Origin of the sequence: Trabulsiella guamensis ATCC 49490 (assembly GCF_000734965.1) — a bacterium.
GTDB classification, from domain to species: Bacteria; Pseudomonadota; Gammaproteobacteria; order Enterobacterales; family Enterobacteriaceae; genus Trabulsiella; species Trabulsiella guamensis.
Genome location: NZ_JMTB01000029.1, coordinates 37,678 through 56,659 on the forward strand (window position 1 = coordinate 37,678; position 18,982 = coordinate 56,659).

Annotated in this window: 17 protein-coding genes and 1 pseudogene; 9 read left to right on the forward strand and 9 right to left on the reverse strand. The window is 55.1% G+C overall.

Annotated features, from left to right (window positions below; genetic code table 11):
* Positions 1-29 precede the first annotated feature (29 nt).
* Positions 30-1,520, reverse strand: coding sequence for an MFS transporter (locus GTGU_RS02955; protein ID WP_038154127.1), 1,491 nt, complete (start codon positions 1,518-1,520; stop codon positions 30-32).
* Between the two features lie 154 nt (positions 1,521-1,674).
* On the opposite strand from GTGU_RS02955, the pseudogene GTGU_RS26495 reads away from it, so the two are divergent.
* Together GTGU_RS26495 and GTGU_RS02965 are read left to right on the forward strand one after the other, a co-directional pair.
* Positions 1,675-1,884: pseudogene (locus GTGU_RS26495) on the forward strand (RHS repeat-associated core domain-containing protein); the annotation flags it as partial.
* Between the two features lie 263 nt (positions 1,885-2,147).
* Entirely contained in the window at positions 2,148-2,747 is a 600-nt protein-coding gene (locus tag GTGU_RS02965; protein WP_038154129.1) for a TetR family transcriptional regulator, read from the forward strand.
* A gap of 33 nt (positions 2,748-2,780) precedes the next feature.
* On the opposite strand, the gene nhoA is transcribed toward GTGU_RS02965, so the two are convergent.
* Positions 2,781-3,626, reverse strand: coding sequence for an N-hydroxyarylamine O-acetyltransferase (gene nhoA / locus GTGU_RS02970; protein ID WP_038154130.1), 846 nt, complete (start codon positions 3,624-3,626; stop codon positions 2,781-2,783).
* 133 nt (positions 3,627-3,759) lie between these two features.
* Here nhoA and GTGU_RS02975 point away from each other — a divergent pair, with 133 nt between their 5' ends.
* Positions 3,760-4,338 (forward strand): flavin reductase family protein, encoded by a 579-nt coding sequence (locus GTGU_RS02975; protein WP_038154132.1) that lies wholly within the window; start codon positions 3,760-3,762, stop codon positions 4,336-4,338.
* Position 4,339: 1 nt separating this feature from the next.
* On the opposite strand, the gene GTGU_RS02980 is transcribed toward GTGU_RS02975, so the two are convergent.
* From GTGU_RS02980 to GTGU_RS02990, 3 genes are all read right to left on the reverse strand, one after another.
* A complete protein-coding gene (locus GTGU_RS02980) occupies positions 4,340-5,290 on the reverse strand; it encodes a GlxA family transcriptional regulator (protein ID WP_038154133.1) in 951 nt (316 codons plus the stop codon).
* 21 nt (positions 5,291-5,311) lie between these two features.
* The gene (locus tag GTGU_RS02985) at positions 5,312-6,013 is read right to left on the reverse strand and encodes a cysteine hydrolase family protein (RefSeq protein WP_038154134.1); all 702 of its coding nucleotides are present in this window, start codon (positions 6,011-6,013) and stop codon (positions 5,312-5,314) included.
* Between the two features lie 145 nt (positions 6,014-6,158).
* Positions 6,159-6,791, reverse strand: a complete 633-nt coding sequence (locus tag GTGU_RS02990; protein ID WP_038154135.1) for a glutathione S-transferase family protein — start codon at positions 6,789-6,791, stop codon at positions 6,159-6,161.
* Positions 6,792-7,008: 217 nt separating this feature from the next.
* Here GTGU_RS02990 and pqqU point away from each other — a divergent pair, with 217 nt between their 5' ends.
* Entirely contained in the window at positions 7,009-9,120 is a 2,112-nt protein-coding gene (gene pqqU, locus GTGU_RS02995) for a TonB-dependent receptor PqqU (RefSeq protein WP_038154136.1), read from the forward strand.
* A gap of 82 nt (positions 9,121-9,202) precedes the next feature.
* Here pqqU and GTGU_RS03000 read toward each other — a convergent pair whose 3' ends face one another.
* On the reverse strand, positions 9,203-9,862 hold the full coding sequence (locus GTGU_RS03000; RefSeq protein ID WP_038154137.1) for a GntR family transcriptional regulator: 660 nt from the start codon (positions 9,860-9,862) through the stop codon (positions 9,203-9,205).
* Positions 9,863-10,145: 283 nt separating this feature from the next.
* A complete protein-coding gene (locus GTGU_RS03005; protein WP_038154151.1) occupies positions 10,146-10,721 on the reverse strand; it encodes a helix-turn-helix domain-containing protein in 576 nt (191 codons plus the stop codon).
* 58 nt (positions 10,722-10,779) lie between these two features.
* Here GTGU_RS03005 and GTGU_RS03010 point away from each other — a divergent pair, with 58 nt between their 5' ends.
* Together GTGU_RS03010 and GTGU_RS03015 are read left to right on the forward strand one after the other, a co-directional pair.
* Entirely contained in the window at positions 10,780-11,298 is a 519-nt protein-coding gene (locus tag GTGU_RS03010) for a GNAT family N-acetyltransferase (protein WP_038154138.1), read from the forward strand.
* Positions 11,295-11,744: a DMT family transporter gene (locus tag GTGU_RS03015; RefSeq protein WP_038154140.1), complete on the forward strand. Its 450-nt coding sequence runs from the start codon at positions 11,295-11,297 to the stop codon at positions 11,742-11,744. Before GTGU_RS03010 ends, GTGU_RS03015 begins: the two co-directional genes overlap by 4 nt.
* Positions 11,745-11,746: 2 nt before the next feature.
* On the opposite strand, the gene GTGU_RS03020 is transcribed toward GTGU_RS03015, so the two are convergent.
* Both GTGU_RS03020 and GTGU_RS03025 read right to left on the reverse strand, forming a co-directional pair.
* On the reverse strand, positions 11,747-11,980 hold the full coding sequence (locus GTGU_RS03020) for a DUF2526 family protein (protein WP_038154141.1): 234 nt from the start codon (positions 11,978-11,980) through the stop codon (positions 11,747-11,749).
* Between the two features lie 17 nt (positions 11,981-11,997).
* Positions 11,998-13,593 carry an ABC transporter substrate-binding protein gene (locus GTGU_RS03025; protein WP_038154142.1) on the reverse strand — a complete coding sequence of 532 codons (1,596 nt, stop codon included), beginning with the start codon at positions 13,591-13,593 and terminating at the stop codon, positions 11,998-12,000.
* Between the two features lie 270 nt (positions 13,594-13,863).
* On the opposite strand from GTGU_RS03025, the gene GTGU_RS03030 reads away from it, so the two are divergent.
* From GTGU_RS03030 to GTGU_RS03040, 3 genes are all read left to right on the forward strand, one after another.
* The gene (locus GTGU_RS03030) at positions 13,864-15,222 is read left to right on the forward strand and encodes an SrfA family protein (protein ID WP_038154144.1); all 1,359 of its coding nucleotides are present in this window, start codon (positions 13,864-13,866) and stop codon (positions 15,220-15,222) included.
* Between the two features lie 4 nt (positions 15,223-15,226).
* The gene (locus tag GTGU_RS03035) at positions 15,227-18,205 is read left to right on the forward strand and encodes a virulence factor SrfB (protein WP_038154145.1); all 2,979 of its coding nucleotides are present in this window, start codon (positions 15,227-15,229) and stop codon (positions 18,203-18,205) included.
* Positions 18,202-18,982, forward strand: a 781-nt coding sequence (locus GTGU_RS03040; protein WP_038154146.1) for a virulence factor SrfC family protein, incomplete at its 3' end; no start/stop codon positions are given. The genes GTGU_RS03035 and GTGU_RS03040, both read left to right, overlap by 4 nt.

The window sequence follows — 18,982 nt, forward strand, 5'->3', positions numbered from 1 at the left end:
CCGGGCTGCTTTCTCGCAGCCCTTTCTTCTTATGCCATACGTGACGCTTTCGCCAACCCAAACCAGATCCCCACTGCCAGCACCATCAGCATCGTACCGGCACTGAACAATGCCACGCTGTGTGAGGTGATAAACGCTGTTTTAGCGGCGCTCACCAGCGCATCCGCGACCGACGCAGGCAGACTGTTCGCCACTTGCATCGCTTCACCAATGGATGACGCGGCCTGGGTGGCCGCCGAGCCATCCAGCCCGTTCGGCAATACGATAGAATCGTGGTAACTGCGTGTCAGGATCAGGCCAAACAGCGCAATCCCCAGACCGGCACCCAGTTCATAGGCCATGGTTTCAATCGCTCCGGCAGCCGCGGCTTTCTCTTTCGGTGCCGCCGCCATAATGGCCGCTGTCGAGGCCAGCAACGCACTGGCAGCGCTAAACCCGAGCAGCGTCATCAGCAGCCATGCCTGCAATTGCTGCGTGCTGAAATCGAGCATCGACAGGCCGAGAAAACTCAGCGCGCTCAACGCCATCCCCGCTGTTGCCACCTGTCGCAGACCAAAGCCGGAAACCAGCATCCCGGCAATCGGACCGCTGAAACCGCTGGCGAGCATCACCGGCAGCATAAACATTCCCGCCTCAAACGGCGTTTTGTCATGGACAAACTGAAGCTCCTGCGCCATTAGCAGCTCGAAACCCACCAGGGTGATCATTGAGGTCATCGCCATCATCACCCCGCTAAGAATGATTGGGTGCATAAACAGGCGCATGTCGATCATCGGCATGCGAGCAGCCAGTTGAATACGGACAAATTTGAACAGCAATACCGTGCCTGTCGCCAGGATCAGCCCTGTCATCCATACCGCCTGTTGCCCTTTCAGCGCTGTTTTTGCGCTGTAGACCAGCATCAGGATAGCGACGATCAGCATTAATGCCTGTCCGATGTGCATGGGTTGCTCGCGACGCCCGTGCTGCGCCGGCACCACTCGCCAGCCAAGCACCATCACTACCAGCACAATTGGTACGTTGATCAGAAATACTGATCCCCAGTAAAAATGCTCCAGCAACATTCCGCCGATCAGCGGGCCGAATGCCGCACCACCAGAACCAACCGCTGCCCACAGACCGAGCGCCATATTGCGATGGCGCGCTTCAGCGAAGGTATTGCGGATCCCCGCGAGCGTCGCGGGTACGATCATCGCCGCCCCGATAGCCAGCAACGCACGAGTGGCAATCAACCACAGGGCGCTGTCGGCCATTGCCGCTCCCAGCGATGCCAGACCAAACAGCCCACTACCGGTGAGCAGCAGGCGTTTGAAGCCAATTTTATCCCCCAGCGCCCCCATCGGCAGCACCATGCCAGCCATCACCAGGGAATAAATATCAATGATCCAGAGTAATTCATTACCGCTGGCCCCCAGTGACACGCTCAGTGTCGGGGCGGCTACATGTAAAACAGTGGCATCAATTGCGACCGGAATGTACACCAGCACAATCGCAACTAATGTTAACCATTGGCGAAACATACTACTTTCCTTTCGTGATAAATCCTGGACAAGCGTCCAACACAGCAATTCTCCGTGAAATTTGAACAACTGTCCAATTTTTGTTAAATCGGTTTCGCATCCATGAAAACGTCTATTTTGTCAGGCAATGTCTTTTTTTGCCCCGGCAACATCGCTTCCCGGCTTCAACGGCGAACGCCAGGATCCCCTTTCCGGCGTGACACACCCTGGCAATGGCTACCGCGCTTACAGCCCGGTTCTGCGTCGCTTTACCTGCCCCGACAGCGAAAGCCCGTTTGGCATCGGCGGCCTTAACCCCTATGCCTATTGCGAAAATGATCCTATCAACAAAACTGACCCCAGCGGCCACGGCCCCATTACCTGGCTCATTCGTAAAATCATCGGGCTGAGCGTACGCACCGGCATCAAGAGAGTTGTGGCGAGGAGAGATACTCGTATTCCTGCTAATGGTTTGCATATCGTTATTAAGCGACGGCCCCAACTGAGTTTTCTAAAACACCCTTTATATTGGTTTAAATTGAACTACAACCCTGCACACGTAACACATCTGTAAGCCACCAAAGCAAATTGAACGCCCGTCCAGGGATTTGTTATCATCGCGATATCATCATTACGGACGGGGTCATCATGAGCTATCTGAATCGGGAAGCGCGTCGTGAAGCCATTGTGCAGGCGGCGATGCGCGTTGCGCTTTCCGGCGGGTTTTCTGCCATGACGGTGCGTCATATCGCCCAGGAAGCCAGTATGGCTTCCGGTCAGGTCCACCACCATTTCACCTCTTCCGGCGAGTTAAAGGCAGAGGCTTTTGTGCGGGTGGTGCGTGAAATGCTTGATGTCCCGCTGGCTGCCGACTGCGCCAGCTGGCGCGAAAAGCTGTTTGTCATGCTCTACAGCGAAGAAGGAAAGCTCGGCCCGCACCTGCGGCTCTGGCGCGAAGCGCAGATACTGGCGGACAGTGACAGTGATATTAAAGCCGCCTATCTGTTAACTATGACCATGTGGCATGAAGAGACGGTCGCGATTATCCAGAAAGGTGTCGAAGCGAAAGAGTTTACGCTTAATGACACCCCTTCCGGCATTGCCTGGCGTCTGATCTCTCTGGTCTGCGGGCTGGATGGCATCTATGCACTGGGGCTGGAAGGAATGGATGATGCCGCTTTCGTCCACCATCTCCAGCAGGCTATTACGGTAGAACTTTTTACGCCCTCATCTCGTCAGAAGGTGTGAGGCCCGGTAAGCGAAGCGCCACCGGGCAAATCACTATTTCCCCGCTTCCGGGTGCGTTTCAAACGCCGCCATAATGGCCGCCAGTTCCGTCACGCTGAAACCGTGCTTACGGCTATCAACCCCCAGGCCAAAACGCTGCTGGATCACGTCATACAGCGCTTCGACGTCAGGCAGTTCTCTCTTTTCAATCACGTGGCTGTTTCCCCAATGGGTAAAACTAAAATTGGTCAGCGTCAGCTTGCCGCCGTCAGGCAGATGGCGACTCATCAGCAAATGGTGGCGGAAGTGCGACTGCGGCCAGTGTGCCGACCAGAAATTGCCCATTACGTAATCGGTGAAGTACGGTTTCGTGAGATCGAACTGGTACATTGACTGCCAGTGCTCGTGATGACTTACCTGCAGCGTCCAGTCGTTGCCTTCATTCAGTAGCCGGTACTGGCCGTGCGGTGTTTGCTGAGGAACGTCTGACAGCAGGCGGATCGGCGCGGTGAGTGTCTGACCGCCGAACCCTACATCTGCAATCCAGCGTTCTCCGCCGAGGTCGACCAGCAGCAACCGGTGCGTGCGCGGCGGCATTTGCGCCGGATTCGCCAGAATGACGCGCCCTAACAGGCTTTGCACGTTGAACCCCAGTTCACGCAGCGCCCGTTCAAACAGCCCGTTTTGTTCGAAGCAATACCCGCCGCGACGGGCCATAACCAGTTTGTCCTCCAGCGCGCTGTCATCAAGATGAATTTCACGCGGTAACAGAACATCGATGTTTTCAAATGGAATGGTGCAGTTGTGCGCTAAATGCAGTGCCTGCAGGGTTTCAAGGGTCACGCCAGTCTCGCCGTTCCAGCCAAGACGAGATAAATACGCCATTAAAAAAGGACTCATCAGGATCTCCTGCTATCGGTATTCCTTGTTTATAACGTATTTTTTCGTTGCCAGCGGTGAATTTGTGCGGTTGACTGGCGATGCTATGCTAAACAAACCCTTACCGCTGAATAACCTTTTTTGAGGAGTCGCTATGAGCCGTTTTCTCCCGGTCGAGTTAAAACATGCCAGCCGTCTGCTCAACCATGGTCCGACAATACTTATCACCAGTTATGACGAGCAGACCGAGCGCCGCAACCTCATGGCAGCGGCATGGTCTATGCCGGTCGAGTTTGAACCACCGCGCATCGCTATCGTGGTGGATAAATCCACCTGGTCGCGGGAACTTATCGAACGTAGCGGCCAGTTCGGCATCGTTATTCCCGGCGTGGAGGCCACCAACTGGACTTACGCCGTAGGTAGTGTCACCGGTCGCGATGAAGACAAATTCAACTGCTACGGCATCCCGGTAGTGAGAGGCCCGGTATTAGGATTACCACTGATCGAAGAGAAATGCCTGGCGTGGATGGAATGTCGGTTACTGCCGGCAACGGCCGCACAGGAAAAATACGATACATTGTTTGGCGAAGTTGTCTCTGTAGCAGCCGACGCCAGCGCGTTTATCGATGGTCGCTGGCAGTTCGATGACGACAAACGCAACACCCTGCATCACCTCGGCGCGGGGACGTTCGTCAGCAGCGGCAGACTGCTGAAAGCGAATACGCAGGACTAAATCAGACGCCGCGAAATTCCTTACGATAGCGGGACGGCGAAGTTTTCAGCGATTTCAGGAAATGGCGGCGAAGTGACGTGGCTGAGGCAAAACCCACCTGACTGGCGATAAGATCGATGGGCTGGTCTGTTTTCTCAAGAAAACGCTGCGCCACGATGAGACGCTGGTCGAGCAACCAGCGCGAAAAACTTTCACCCGTTGTCTGCTGAAAGCGCCGGGTAAAACTGCGGCGGCTCATACAGGCACGGTCGGCCAGCAAATCAATGGTCAGCGGCTGATGGAGATTTTCCGTCGCCCAGGAAAGCGCCACGGAAAAACTGTCGCCGCGCCGCGTGTTCTGCACCGGTAACTCCACATACTGCGCCTGGCCGCCCTGACGATGTGGCGGCACGACCAGCAGGCGCGCGACGCTGTTGGCAATTTCCGCCCCCCACTTTTGCCGCACCAGATGCAGACAACAGTCGATACTGGCTGCCGTACCCGCAGAGGTCACCACATCGCCATCGTCGACATACAGCACGTCACGATCCATGCGCACTGTCGGATAACGTTGCTGGAAATCCGGCGCCCAGCGCCAGTGAGTGGTTGCCGGACGATGATCCAGCAACCCCGCCGCCGCCAGCACAAAAGCGCCCATACACAGGCCGACGATGCGGGCACCCGCCTGATGGGCTGTGCGCAACGCCGCAAGCAGCCGCTCATCAGGCTGGATCACTGACGGGTTCCAGCTCGGCACCACGACGACGTCCATACCGCTCAGCGCATCCAGCCCGTTATCGACGACAATCGAAAACCCGGCATTGGTTTTCATCTGCCCTGGTGTGCTGGCGCAGATAGTCACTTCGCACAGCGGCGTTCCGTCCGGTGAAACCACCAGTTCAAAAACAGCACATGGCACGGAGAGATGAAACGGAATAATGCCATCAAACGCCACAATACCAATGCGGGTCATCTTCACTCCCTACAGATAACGTTACAGTGTCACAGGCAAATCCAGCACTTCTTGCGTAGTGCGAATTTCGGCAAACACATCCGCTACACCGGCAATTGCCGCACGCTGTAACAACGCGTGATCAATCACCCCGCCGCGCGAATCATCAATGCTGCGCGTGGCTGTCGCATCTTCAGGAATAATAACACTGAAACCCTTCGGCACCGCATCGCGCGAGGTCGTGGAAACGCACATATGCGTCATCAGACCGGTAACAATCAGCTGTTTAATCCCTTTCGTCTTGAGCTGCTGTTCAAGATCGGTCCCGACAAAAGCACTGGGTGTCGCTTTGGTAATTATACGATCGTCTTTTGTCGGCTGAAGATCTTTATGAAACTCAGCAAAAACAGAGCCTTCAGCGAACAGTGGGCCACCTTTTGCGCCGACATGGCGCACAAACCACACCGGGATCCCCTTCTGGTGTGCGAATTCCACCAGCTTTTTGCTGTTGTTGAGCGCTTTCATACCGTCCGGAATCACCATTTTGCCGCCGGGGAAGTATTCGTTCTGAATATCAATCACCAGCAGCCCGGTAGCCGGTGCTGACAGCGTAGTGGTGGCGGTTGCGCCACTCATGGTACGAATGGTTTTAGTATTCACAGGTGAGAACTCCTCAGCATGGCTCAGCGCAGATGCAGAAAGCATCGCGGCGAATAAAAATGTTTTGCATAACAGCATCTTCATCATGGCACTCCTTGTGTGATGGATGCGGTCATTATTCCTGTAATTAACGTGGCGCGGCAGATATCTGTATCCCCAAAAGCGATCGCTTTGGGCCAAAAGGAGAGAAAGGTGCACGGCCCACAGGCCGTGCCAGGACTGCTACATGCTATTCGCTCGTGCCGGGAATAATGTCATTGCGACGCAGCACATCCTGCAACTCAGGAAGCTGATACACCCTCTCAGCAATGGCAAAAAATTTCGGCGTATTGTCTTTAAACCAGTCGTGACGCGGACCCCAGCTGCGCATCACCGCAATATACACATCAATCAGCGAGAGCTGTTCCCCCAGCGCGTACGGCGCGGCAACAAGCTGGCTTTCGAGCCACAGATAGAGGGTTTTACGGTACTTCTGACAGCTTTCAACCAGCTCACGGGCTCCCGTTTCCGTCCAGCGCTCGGGGTAATCTGCGTAAGTAAACGTCGGGTAGACATTCGCCACCAGCCAGATCAGCAACCGCTGAAACTGCCGGCGTTGCGGCGTATCAGGCGGCGGCGCAAGCGCCGGATATTCATCCAGGATCATCAACGCGATAGCAGCGGTTTCGGTCATCACGCTGCCATCGGTCATTTTCAGTGTGGGGATCTGGCACAGCGGATTCAGCGCCGAAAGCGCATCCTGCTGCGGACCGGGCTGGTCAAAGCCGGTGACATCAACGAATTTGTAAGGGATCTTCGCCAGTGTCAGCATCACTTCACTGATGGCGGAGCCCCAGCCCGGTGCGCCATAAACAGTAATCATCAGCGACCTCCTCAGACAAACTCTGAGTATAGGTGCGGATGACTGCTTCTGCCTGCCTCGCCTTACAACGCAATCCTTATCACATCATCAGGTTACGCCAGAAAAACATTTTTAATCCTGGAATTAACCAAATGTGCCGTTAAACTTTTCATGTCTTTAACAAATTCATTACCATGCCCGGGTTTCTTTTTTGGGTTCCTCCGCACAAGTGAGTGTCATGAAAATAAGTTCTGTTCGCAGGGTTGCACTTCCTGCTCTTCTCCTTCCCTTTATCTCCCTTTCAGACGCCAGGGCAGACGACGAGCAAACGCTTATCGTCACCGCCACACCACAGGCAGTCTCTGAACTGGATACCCCCGCCGCAGTAAGCGTGGTGACAGGTGACGACATGCGCCATGCCACCCCGCGTGTCAATCTGTCTGAATCCCTCAGTGGTATACCGGGGTTACAGATACAAAACCGACAGAATTATGCGCAGGATCTGCAGCTCTCGATCCGTGGTTTTGGTTCGCGTTCCACTTATGGCGTACGCGGTGTGCGCATGTATGTAGATGGCATTCCGGCCACCATGCCCGACGGTCAGGGGCAGACGTCAAATATTGATATCAATAGCGTTGATCATATCGACGTGTTACGCGGCCCCTTCTCGGCGTTGTATGGCAACTCATCAGGCGGCGTGGTGAACGTCACTACTGAAACCGGTACCCAACCTGCCACCATTGAGGCCAGCAGTTACTACGGCAGTTATGGTTCCTGGCGCTACGGCCTGAAAGCCACTGGCGCGGTGGGTGACGGTACGCAATCCGGTGACGTGGATTACGCCGTCTCCACCAGTCGTTTTGCCACGCATGGCTATCGCGACCACAGCGGTGCACGTAAAAACCTCGCTAACGCTAAGCTCGGCGTTCGGCTGAATGAGGACAGCAAACTGACATTGCTGTTTAACAGCGTCGATGTAAAAGCGAACGATCCTGGCGGTCTGACGTACAGCGAATGGCAGGCGAACCCACGCCAGTCACCGCGCGGTGATAGCTTTAATACCCGCAAAGACATCAAACAGACCCAGGCGGGCCTGCGCTATGACCGCCAGTTGAGCGAACAGGATGCGCTCAGCGTGATGATGTACGCCGGAGAACGGCAGACCACGCAATATCAGTCCATACCGATGGCGCCGCAGTTGCGCTCTTCCCATTCCGGCGGCGTTATTGATCTCGAACGTCACTATCAGGGCATCGATACCCGCTGGACGCACCAGGGCGAGCTCGGCGTGCCGGTGACCTTCACCACCGGGCTTGATTACGAAAACATGAGCGAAAAGCGCAAGGGCTTTGAGAACTTCGTGATGGTGGATGGCGCGCCGCAGTTTGGCGAAAAAGGGGCGATGCGCCGCGATGAGCGTAACCTGATGTGGAACCTCGACCCGTATCTGCAGACTCAGTGGCAGCTTACCGATAAGCTGACGCTGGATGCAGGCGTGCGCTACAGCTCGGTGTGGTTCGATTCTAATGACCATTACATTACGACCGGTAATGCCGACTCGAGCGGTGAGTCGAGTTACCATGAATGGCTGCCCGCAGGTTCGCTGAAATACGCGGTAACCGATGCCTGGAATCTCTATGCCTCTGCCGGACGTGGGTTCGAGACGCCAACCATTAACGAACTCTCCTACAAATCTGGATCTATTGGCGGCCTGAATCTGGATCTTAAACCGTCAACCAACACCACGGTTGAAGTAGGCAGCAAAACCCGCATTGGTAACGGCCTGCTGACGGCGGCGTTGTTCCAGACCGACACCGACAACGAAATCGTGGTCAATGACAATGACAACGGGCGCGCCAGTTACAAAAACGCCGGCAAAACTCGCCGTCAGGGAGCTGAATTGTCGCTGGATCAACAGTTCGCTGAAAACTGGCGGATGACCGCCGCCTGGACCTGGCTCGACGCCACCTATCGCACTGATGTCTGCGGCGACGGCAGTTGTAATGGCAACCGTATTCCCGGGATAGCCCGCAATATGGGGTTTGCTTCGCTGGGGTATATTCCAGAAACAGGCTGGTACGCCGGGGCAGATATTCGCTACATGGGCGACATTATGGCTAACGATGCCAACACCGCGAAAGCCCCGTCCTGGACGGTTGTGGGACTGAATACCGGCTATAAATTTGATTTTGGCAAATGGAAGATGGATCTTTTTGGCCGTGTAGATAATTTATTCGATCGTCAATATGTCGGTTCGGTGATCGTTAACGAATCAAACGGTCGTTACTATGAACCCTCGCCTGGACGTAATTTCAGTATGGGATTATCACTGGCGTATTCATTCGAATAAGTCTGTATAGCACCTTCCCCGGACAAATAATAAGCCTTTGTTCCGGGGAAGTGAATATCTTTACCCTGACAAGCGACACCGGTTAATAAACATACTGGCGCTGCAAAATAAACGTATCGTGATCGATAATTATTTCCATCGCCTGTCGGGTCGCCTCCTCATCCTTCTTTTCCAGCGCCATCAGTAAATCTGCGTAAAATTTCGTATCCGGGAAAATATCCGTCGCCTGTGGATGGAGGAAATTAAAACAAGGTCCAATTTGTATCCACAATTGTTCAATAAGCGCGGTTAATGTCGGCATTTCGGCGTAACGGTAAAGACGAAAGCGGAACAGGTAATTCGCCTGCAACATCGGTTCAACGTCGCCCTGCCGGACGCGGGTCTGAAATTCATCAGCCAGATGCTGCAATTCGCCAAGTTTATCAGTAGTCAGGTGTGTCAGCGCGGTTGCCGCTGCCATCCCCTCTAACTGCTTTCGGATGGCGTTGATCTCCCTGTAACGTTCCTGCGAAACCACTGGCACCAGGAACGCCTGAGCAGGCGTCGCCTGCAGTGCGCCAAACGATACCAGTCGCAGCAGCGCTTCACGCACGGGGGTAATACTGGTGCCTAACTGTTCGGCGAGCTCCTTGGTAATTAACCGGGCACCGGGTTTCAGTGCGCCAATAATTAGCGCGCTTTTTAAATTCATCTCGACCTGAGTGGTCAAACTCGTACGCTGCGCTTTCTCAAAATCCAGCATAGGGACATCCTGTTGCTTAGTCTCATCGTTATCGTTGCAGCCATTTAGCAGGAACTATTTGCAGGACACGGAGAATATATCCTGTATCCTTCGCTGATGTTGGGATATGAAATAAAAAGTCAACTGTCATTTTTTAGAGTTATTAGTTTGCTAATGAAGGCCATACCGTACTCCGGCGTCGACAGACGCTGCAATAATTAAAGACGGTAATATCAAAAATTGCCATGAAAATATTTTGCGTTAAATCACTTTCACGAAACAGGCTTTAATTGATAAGCCGTGGTTATGAAACTGCCTGATTTAATCTCACCACCAGGTAAATACAGGACTGTTTCGTTTCATTGACAAAACGGCAATCATTCGGCGGCCCGAGTTCGAGACAATCTCCTGCTTTCATTTCATGACGCGTGTCACCCTCAATAAACACCAGTTCACCCTGCTGTAACCAGATGAGCTGGCGTGCCAGCGCGTACGATGACGCTGGCATCGGGATATCGCTGCCGGCAGGAAGCTCAATCTCCACCAGGTCTATCGGCAGGTCGCTGCGCGGCGAAACATGGCGACGCAAATAGTGGCTCTGCGGATCGCGCCACACAGGCTGGTTTTCACGCCGCAGCAGCTTGCCTTCCTGCATTTCCGCGCGGGCAATCAACGTCGACATGCTGAGACCAAAGGCACCGGACAAGCGTCCGAGCATAGTAGCTGTCGGGCTGCTTTCGCCGCGTTCGATTTTATGTACCATCGCACGGGAAACCCCTGCCCGTTCTGCCAGTTCGCTGAGGGACCAGCCGCGGGATTCGCGTTCAATACGCAGGCGCGCACTGATACGTTGATTTACATTGTCTTCTGGCGTCATCATGGAATACATTATAGTAATAACATCGTACTACTATAGTATACATGCCATGAGGTTTGCTATGACGATTCGCTATGCCTGTAAAGAAGACTGTCCAGCGATTGCAGAAATCTACAATCATGCCGTACTGCATACTGCCGCCATCTGGAATGATTCCACCGTTGATGCAGATAACCGAATGGCATGGTTTGAAGCGCGCCAGCAGTTGGGGTATCCGGTCCTGGTCAGCGAAGAACAGGGTACCGTGACAGGTTACGCGTCGTTTGGCGACTGGCGCGCGTTTGATGGCTTTCGTCATACCGTCGAGCATTCTGTCTACGTGCATCCTGCGCACCAGGGTAAAGGGCTGGGGCGTCTGCTGCTGACGCAATTGATTGAAGAAGCCAGAACCATCGGCAAACACGTGATGGTCGCGGGTATTGAGTCGCAAAACCTCGCCTCGCTACAACTTCACGCCTCTCTCGGTTTTATCACTACCGGCGAAATGCCACAGGTAGGCACCAAGTTTGGTCGCTGGCTGGATCTGATTTTCATGCAGCTTCAGCTTGATGACCGGACAGAACCGGATGCGCTGCCATGAACCAGTCGCTGACTCTCGCCTTTCTCATTGCCGCCGGGTTTGGCCTTGTCATCCAGAATACCCTGATGGTACGGATCACGCAGAACACCTCCACGATCCTGATCGCCATGCTGCTGAACTCACTGGTTGGGATCGTCCTGTTCGTCAGCATTCTGTGGATAAAGCACGGCGCTGGTGGCTTTCAGGAACTGGCGTCAAGCGTAAAGTGGTGGACGTTGATCCCCGGTCTGCTTGGCTCGTTTTTCGTTTTTGCCAGCATCAGTGGTTATCAGTATGTCGGCGCGGCAACGACCATTGCGGTGCTGGTCGCCAGTCAGTTAATCGGTGGGCTGGTGATGGACGTCATGCGTAGTCAGGATATTCCCTGGCGGGCACTGGTGGGGCCGGTGTGCGGCGCTGTCATGCTGGTGGCTGGCGCCTGGCTGGTGGCCAGACGCCAGTTCTGACGTTAAAGAATGGTGCCGCCTCTGGTAAGCTGCTCGTGGCGCGCCTCCATATCTTCCTTGTGCTGGCGGCCATGATGCGCGATGGCATTACGCAGGCGCTGCTGTTGCGTATTGCGGTCTTCCCGGCTCAGCGCCGCATCCTCGCTAAGTTCAATCAGCAACTCATTCATATGCGTAATCACACTTTCCGCCACCGCCGCGTCCACGCGGGCGGTCACCTCATCCAGATGCGACATACCTCACCCCTTATCGCTTAATTTAACTTCGCTTTCGAGAAATCGCTGCCCATCAGGCTGACGCTAAAGCCGGAGACGTTACTGCGGGTGGCGAAGAAGGTTTTGCCATTTGCCAGCGCAATCCACGGTGCCTGCTGATAGTAAATTTCCTGCGCCTGACCGTACAATTCCGCACGCGCCGCCGGGTCGCTGGTCAGTTTCGCTTTCTGAACCAGGTCATTGTACCCCTTATCACACCAACGGGCGGCATTAGAACCGGTTTTAACGCTGCCGCAACCGAGCAGTACATCGGCAAAGTTATCAGGATCGCCATTGTCAGACATCCAGCCAAACAGCGCCGAGTCATGTTCGCCTTTGCGCATGCCGGAGAGGTATTCACCCCATTCATAGGTCACGATGTTGGCTTTAACGCCTACTTTCGCCCAGTCGTTCTGGATCATCTCCGCAATACGGCGGGAGTTTGGGTTGTATGGACGCTGAACCGGCATCGACCACAGCGTCACTTCCGTCCCATTTTCCAGACCCGCCTGCTTTAGCAGTTCCTTTGCTTTTTGTGGATCGTAGGCATAGTCCTGCAGATCTTTTTTGTAGCCGAGCATATTTGGCGGCAGCGGCGATTTCGCCACCGTACCGGAGCCCATAAACACGGCGTTGATGATGGCTTTCTTGTCCGTCGCGTAGTTCAGCGCCTGACGCACCAGCACGTTATCAAACGGTTTCTTCTCCGTGTTAAATGCCAGATAACCGACATTCAGCGCATCAACGGAATGCAACGTCAGATCTTTATTCTTCTTGATCGCATCGAACTGCACGGGCGATGGCGCAGGAATAATCTGGCATTCGTTGGTCTGCAGTTTGGCCAGACGGGTCTGCACATCTGGCGTAATGGAGAAAATCAAGTGCTTCGTCGGTACGGCACCCTCCCAGTAATTTGGGTTAGCGACGTAGCGGATCAGCGAATCGACCTTGTACTGTTGCAATACGTACGGCCCGGTGCCAATCGGCCAGTTATCGACATTTTCCGGCGTGCCTTTTTTCAGCATCGCATCGGCATATTCGGCGGAGAGAATTGAGGCGAAATCCATCCCCCAGTCGGCGAGAAACGCGGCATTTGGCTCACTCAACACAAACTGGACGTGATAATCGTCGATCTTCTTCACGTCCTGAATCAGCTTATCCAGCCCCACATCCGTGAAATATTCATAATTGCCCTGCGAAACCTTGTGGTACGGATGATTAGGGTCTTTCTGACGCATTACCGAGAAAATAACGTCATCCGCATTAAAATCGCGCGTCGGTTTGAAGAATTTGTTGCTGTTGAATTTCACGCCCTGACGCAAGGTGAAGGTATAGGTTTTGCCGTCAGGGGAAATTTTCCACTCAGTCGCCAGTGATGGCACTGGGGTGTTTTTCACCGGGTCAAAATTAATCAGGCGGTTATATTGCGTTTGCGAACTGGCAACGAACGACGGGCCGGAGCTGGCAATCTGCGGGTTGAAGGATTCCGGGGAGGCTTCTGAACAGTAGATAATGGTGTCTTTGTCTGCCGCGAAGGCACTTGCCGGTAAAAGTGCGCTCAATGCCAGCGCGAGTAGTGTTATCCCTTTAGACATGGTGGTAAACCCTGCTTTTATTATGTGGATCTTAATAACAGCACAGTCGGTAATAACTGACAAATAATCAATCGTCATCAGGTTATGCTAACCGGGTGTTTTTCGTTGCTTTCTTAATCAGCTGTTTGGGTTAAGTTGTTTCGCAAAGGTCAAGCAAAAATTCACCTCTCAATAGCACGAGAATTCGAAGGTTTTAGCCTGTCTTTTACCGTTTAGAACCATAGCCCCTCCAGTAGAGTAATGGAGTGAAGAAGTCTATGGGATGAGAACGTGACAAAAACTCTATTACGCAGCGGCGATCTTGACGATTTCCAGGCTGTTGGCGGCGGCGGTCAGGCAGTCTTTGACTCGGCGTTGCAAATCCGTGAAACCCTGCGCCTGCGCAAACAGCTCGCACTGGTAGACTGCCTGGCGATTCCGCAGATCAACGACGACAATGACCGTGTCGCGTGGTACGCACCCATCGAAGGAAAAGCGATCACCTGGAAAGCCGCCGATAACGAGACCCGCGAACGGGCGCTGCGTTTCCTGCACAGCACCTTTGACAGCGCTCTCGTACTGAGCCGCAAAAGCTTGCAATCCGATAAAACCGCGCAGCAATTGTTTGGCGCGTTGCTGGAAAAAGCATTGCAGTTCCCCGGTGAAAATCACGTTTATCTGGTCGACGGTAAGCCGGTCATCACCTTCTGGGGTTTCATCAATCTCAATGAAAATACCCGCGATGACGCGCTGGCCTGTCTGACGTTACCGGAGCCGGAACCGGTGATTGAGCAACTTCCGGAACCGCCTGCCGAAACACTCCCTGAGCCAGTCATGTTTAGCGATGGCGATAAGCCGCTGTTCACGCCAGCGCCCTCGCTCCCTGAACCGCCGTTTACCCCCGTGGAGATCACTGAACCTGAAGTCACCGTTGCTGTTCCGCTCATCCCGGAAACACCCCCACAACCAGAAAACACAATGCCAGCGCCCCGTCGCCGCCGTGTTCCGCTGTGGAGCCTGCCGGTCGCGGCCGTGGTGGTGGCTGCCGTTGGCGCACCAATGCTCTGGAAACAGGACGCGCCGACAGCAGTTCCGGCACCTGTTGTCGCGCAAACCCCGGCGCCGGTTGTATTACCCGCTCCGGCAGACTTACCAAAACTGACCGCCGGGTTACCGCTGCATCAGGCCGATGTCGTCAAAGCCAAAGAAGAGGCTGTAGAACAGAAAGCAACACCCGCAAATGAGCCGGTGGTAATCGCCGCCATCCCTAAAGATGCGTTGATCATGGAGGCCGGTCAGCTCAAAGCGGGCACCACCCGCTTCCTCAATGGTAACTGGCGGGTGCTGGGCGATATCAAAGATCCGAGCGGCAAAGCGCCATCGCTGCGTTATCAGATCCAGAATAACAAAGGCACGGCACGCGTGGTGCATGGCAAAAATATCGTCTGCCGTGCAGAGATCTTCTCCGGCCTGCACCAAAGCGGCGAGCTGCTGATTAAGAGCCGTGGCGCGGCGCGCTGCGCCGATGGTTCCCGCTACCCGATGCCGGAAATTACCTGCAAAGCAGGCACCAGCGATGTGGCGCAATGTACCGGTCGTTACGATGCCAAAACCATCGTCCCGCTGACGTTCAAGAAAACAGGGGCCTGATGTCATGCTGGTTACTCTTTGCGATTACAAACAGAGCGTCACGCTGATTGCCAACAGTGGCGTGCAGTTCCTTGATTTCGGTCTTACGCCCCAGGAGTCACTCCACAGCGGGCGCTTCGTGCGTAAAACCGCCAACGGCCCGTTGCTGCGACTCGATTATGATCTGGTCAATGGCCGCTACACGCTGCCGGCCCGTCAGGGTGAACAGGCGGAAGTGGTAAAACCGGAAAGCACACTGACGCTGGAGCAGTCGCTTTCGATCCTCGATGGGATCTGGCTGCCACTGCCCTTCTTCCGCTTTAACCCGCCGCGCACCTTCGTTGAAGGACCGGACAACTGGGCGCGAGTACAGATCCGCAAGCTGAGCCAGCCGGACAGCGCCGGCAACAGTCACCGTGTAACACTGGCGTTCGACAGCCAGCTCAGCGGCGACAACCCGGCGTCGCTGGCGCCAGTCGAAAACGATATTCTTAACGGCACCCGCTTTGCGCTGGCGTGGCGTGACGACGAAATCGCCGATTTTCTCGATCAAACCTGGGTCGACGGCTGGCTGCGCGAAGTTTTTAATCAGTACGCTGCCCAGCAAAACCGCACCGAGCGCGACATCGCACAAGCGATGCGCAGTTTTGAATACCAGGGCCACTGGCTTAATCTGCTCACCCTGCTCGGCGAACAGTTGTCTGTCCCGGAAATTAAGATCGTTACCGCCACGTTGAGTACGCCAGCGATTCCGGTCGATGTGATCCTTGATGTCGGCAACACCCATACCTGTGGCGTTATTATTGAAGATCAGGGCGATGCTAACGACGGTCTGCGCCAGACAGCAGAATTACAGGTGCGTTCGCTGACCGAACCGCAATATCTCAATGAGCCATTGTTTAGCAGCCGCATCGAATTCTGCGAAGCGCGTTTCGGCAAACAGCACTGTTCAGTGGAGAGCGGACGTGATGACGCCTTTGTCTGGCCGTCGATTGTTCGCGTCGGTGACGAAGCGCGAAAACTGGCGATGCAACGTACGGGTACCGACGGCTACAGCGGCTTGTCCAGCCCGCGTCGTTATCTCTGGGATGAAACACCCACTGTGCAGGACTGGCGTTTCAGTCAGATCAACAGCAAAACCCAGCGCGAGCCGTTAGCCACCGCCTTCCCGCTGATGAATCTGATGAACGATGACGGACAGCCGCTCTACACGCTGCCGCCAGAAGATCGTCTGCCGGTATTTTCACCACAATACAGTCGCAGCACGCTGATGACGCATATGCTGTGTGAATTACTGGCGCAGGCGCTCGGGCAAATCAACAGCGTCGCCACCCGCCTGCGGCTTGGTTTCCCCTCATCACCCCGTCAATTACGGACCATTATTTTGACGCTGCCATCGGCGATGCCGAAACAGGAGCGTGAGATTTTCCGTCGCCGGATGTTTGAAGCGATTGCGCTGGTGTGGAAATCACTCGGCTGGCATCCCCAGGATGACGATTTCGCCAGCGTGAAACTGCAGAAAAACAGCGTGGTGCCGGTGCCGCAGATCCAGATGGAGTGGGACGAAGCCAGTTGCGGCCAACTCGTGTGGTTGTATAACGAAGCCGTGTCGCATTACAGCGGGCAAACAGAAGCGTTTTTTGCAGCCCTGTCCCGCCCGGATCGCGCTGTCGCGCAAAATGAGCTGCCGGGCCGTACGTTGCGCGTGGCCTCGGTTGATCTTGGCGGCGGTACCACAGATATGGCGATCACCCAGTACCAGCTTGATGATGGTACTGGCAGCAACGTCAAAATCACCCCGCATTTGCTGTTCCGCGAAGGGTTTAAAGTGGCGGGCGACGACATCCTGCTGGATATCATACAGCGCTGCGTGTTACCGGCATTACAGACGCAGTTACAGAAAAGTGGCATCGCTGATGCGCCCGCCCTGATGGCGACGTTATTTGGCGATTCCGGCCGCATCGATACCCAGGCGGTACTGCGCCAGCAGACCACGCTCCAGCTCTTTATGCCGCTCGGCCACGCCATTCTTGCCGCGTGGGAACGCAGCGACAGCAGCGATCCGCTGGCCGGTCTCTATGCCACTTTTGGCGAACTGCTGAGTCAGCAACCGACCCGCAACGTGATGAACTACATTACCCATGCGGTAGAGCATCAGTTACCGGGCGGATCCGCACCGTTTGAGTTGCTTAATGTGCCGTTGCAGGTGAATTTCAGTGACCTGCAGCAGGCGATGCTGGCGGGTGAATTTACTATCGCCTCACCGTTGCATGCGGTGTGCGAAGCCATTTCACATTATCACTGCGACGTGCTGCTTATCACCGGTCGCCCCGGTTGCCTGCCAGGCGTACAGGCGCTGATCCGCCATTTGCAGCCGGTCCCGGCGAGCCGCATGGTCTGGCTCGACAAATATCATGTGCATGAGTGGTATCCGTTCAGCCAGCAGGGGAAAATCGGCAACCCGAAATCGACCGCAGCGGTGGGCGCGATGCTCTGCAGCCTGGCGCTCGATTTACGTCTGCCGCGCTTTAACTTTAAGGCCGTGGATATCGGTGCTTATTCCACCGTGCGTTATCTCGGGGTGCTGGATAATGTAGTGAATACCCTGCGGGACGAGAACGTCTGGTATTCGGACATCGATCTGGATCAGCCTGGCGTGAAGCTCGACTCGCGGCTCCATTTCCCGCTACGCGGCAATGTCACGCTGGGTTTCCGCCAGCTCGCCAACGCCCGCTGGCCTGCCACTCCGCTCTACACCCTGAGCATTAACAGCCCGGAACTGGCCAAAACCATTGCCGGCGATGGGGTCCTGCATGTCCGTCTGCAATTGCGCGGCGGCAACCGGAATCTGGCGCCAGAGGCTTTTGAGCTGGCAGATGCCTGGTTACAGGACGGTACGCCGGTCGCACCGAATGCCCTGACGCTGAAACTGAATACGCTGGCCGATCGCCGTCATAGCGGTAGCCACTACTGGATCGATAGCGGGAGCGTTTATCTGAAATGAGTGATTTACAAGCCGTCATCGCGTGGACGGAAGCCACGCGTCAGCACGCCCCCTTACTGAATAACGATGCGGACGCCCTATTGACCCGGCTGCTGGCGCTTAAGCATCAGCAGCGGCAACTCGCCTGTGTGCAGAACCAGCCGCCCTGCGTTGGTCTGTATGGTCACGCTCTGGAGGCCAAAGCTCTTTTGCTGACGACCCTGTGCAACAGCCCTGCCGGGCGATTGCCGATTACCGCTGGTGCCAAAACCCTCGACTGGTTTACCCATATTAACCCCGGTCATAACACCACCCGCATGGCGATCCGTTTCAGTCAGCAGGCCACGGCGCCGGATGAGGCGTTTCCGTTACGTCTGAAGTTGATGAGCGAAGCCGAGCTGGTGCAGTTGTTTATTATGCATGCGTTGGATCAGGAAGAGATACGGCCGGTCGAGAAAAGCGTCATTACCGCACGTCTGGCGGGATGGCAGTCCCTGCGTCAGCCGCAACAGGTGCCTGGTATTGATCAGGAATCCATTGCCGCCATTGCCCGTTTCTGGCGCGACAGCGTTCCGGTTGCGCAACAGCAGATGGACGACGACCTGTGGTATCAGTTTGCCACATTGCTGCCTTCACTGGATCTCAGCGCCCGCGCCAGCGCCTGGTCATTGTTGTGGGGAGAGCAACACGCGTTGACCCAACAGTGGCTGGCACTGGCGCATATGCTGCATCAGACCGGCAATGCCCGTGATGTTGCCGCCCCGCTGAGCCTGCTTGTCGATACGTTTGCGTTACCTG

Excerpts from the sequence above, each read along its gene's own strand:
- GTGU_RS02955 (WP_038154127.1), bottom strand. The coding sequence starts at position 1,520 with ATGTTTCGCCAATGGTTAACATTAGTTGCGATTGTGCTGGTGTACATT.
- GTGU_RS02965 (WP_038154129.1), top strand. The coding sequence starts at position 2,148 with ATGAGCTATCTGAATCGGGAAGCGCGTCGTGAAGCCATTGTGCAGGCG.
- nhoA (WP_038154130.1), bottom strand. The coding sequence starts at position 3,626 with ATGAGTCCTTTTTTAATGGCGTATTTATCTCGTCTTGGCTGGAACGGC.
- GTGU_RS02975 (WP_038154132.1), top strand. The coding sequence starts at position 3,760 with ATGAGCCGTTTTCTCCCGGTCGAGTTAAAACATGCCAGCCGTCTGCTC.
- GTGU_RS02980 (WP_038154133.1), bottom strand. The coding sequence starts at position 5,290 with ATGACCCGCATTGGTATTGTGGCGTTTGATGGCATTATTCCGTTTCAT.
- GTGU_RS02985 (WP_038154134.1), bottom strand. The coding sequence starts at position 6,013 with ATGAAGATGCTGTTATGCAAAACATTTTTATTCGCCGCGATGCTTTCT.
- GTGU_RS02990 (WP_038154135.1), bottom strand. The coding sequence starts at position 6,791 with ATGATTACTGTTTATGGCGCACCGGGCTGGGGCTCCGCCATCAGTGAA.
- pqqU (WP_038154136.1), top strand. The coding sequence starts at position 7,009 with ATGAAAATAAGTTCTGTTCGCAGGGTTGCACTTCCTGCTCTTCTCCTT.
- GTGU_RS03000 (WP_038154137.1), bottom strand. The coding sequence starts at position 9,862 with ATGCTGGATTTTGAGAAAGCGCAGCGTACGAGTTTGACCACTCAGGTC.
- GTGU_RS03005 (WP_038154151.1), bottom strand. The coding sequence starts at position 10,721 with ATGATGACGCCAGAAGACAATGTAAATCAACGTATCAGTGCGCGCCTG.
- GTGU_RS03010 (WP_038154138.1), top strand. The coding sequence starts at position 10,780 with ATGACGATTCGCTATGCCTGTAAAGAAGACTGTCCAGCGATTGCAGAA.
- GTGU_RS03015 (WP_038154140.1), top strand. The coding sequence starts at position 11,295 with ATGAACCAGTCGCTGACTCTCGCCTTTCTCATTGCCGCCGGGTTTGGC.
- GTGU_RS03020 (WP_038154141.1), bottom strand. The coding sequence starts at position 11,980 with ATGTCGCATCTGGATGAGGTGACCGCCCGCGTGGACGCGGCGGTGGCG.
- GTGU_RS03025 (WP_038154142.1), bottom strand. The coding sequence starts at position 13,593 with ATGTCTAAAGGGATAACACTACTCGCGCTGGCATTGAGCGCACTTTTA.
- GTGU_RS03035 (WP_038154145.1), top strand. The coding sequence starts at position 15,227 with ATGCTGGTTACTCTTTGCGATTACAAACAGAGCGTCACGCTGATTGCC.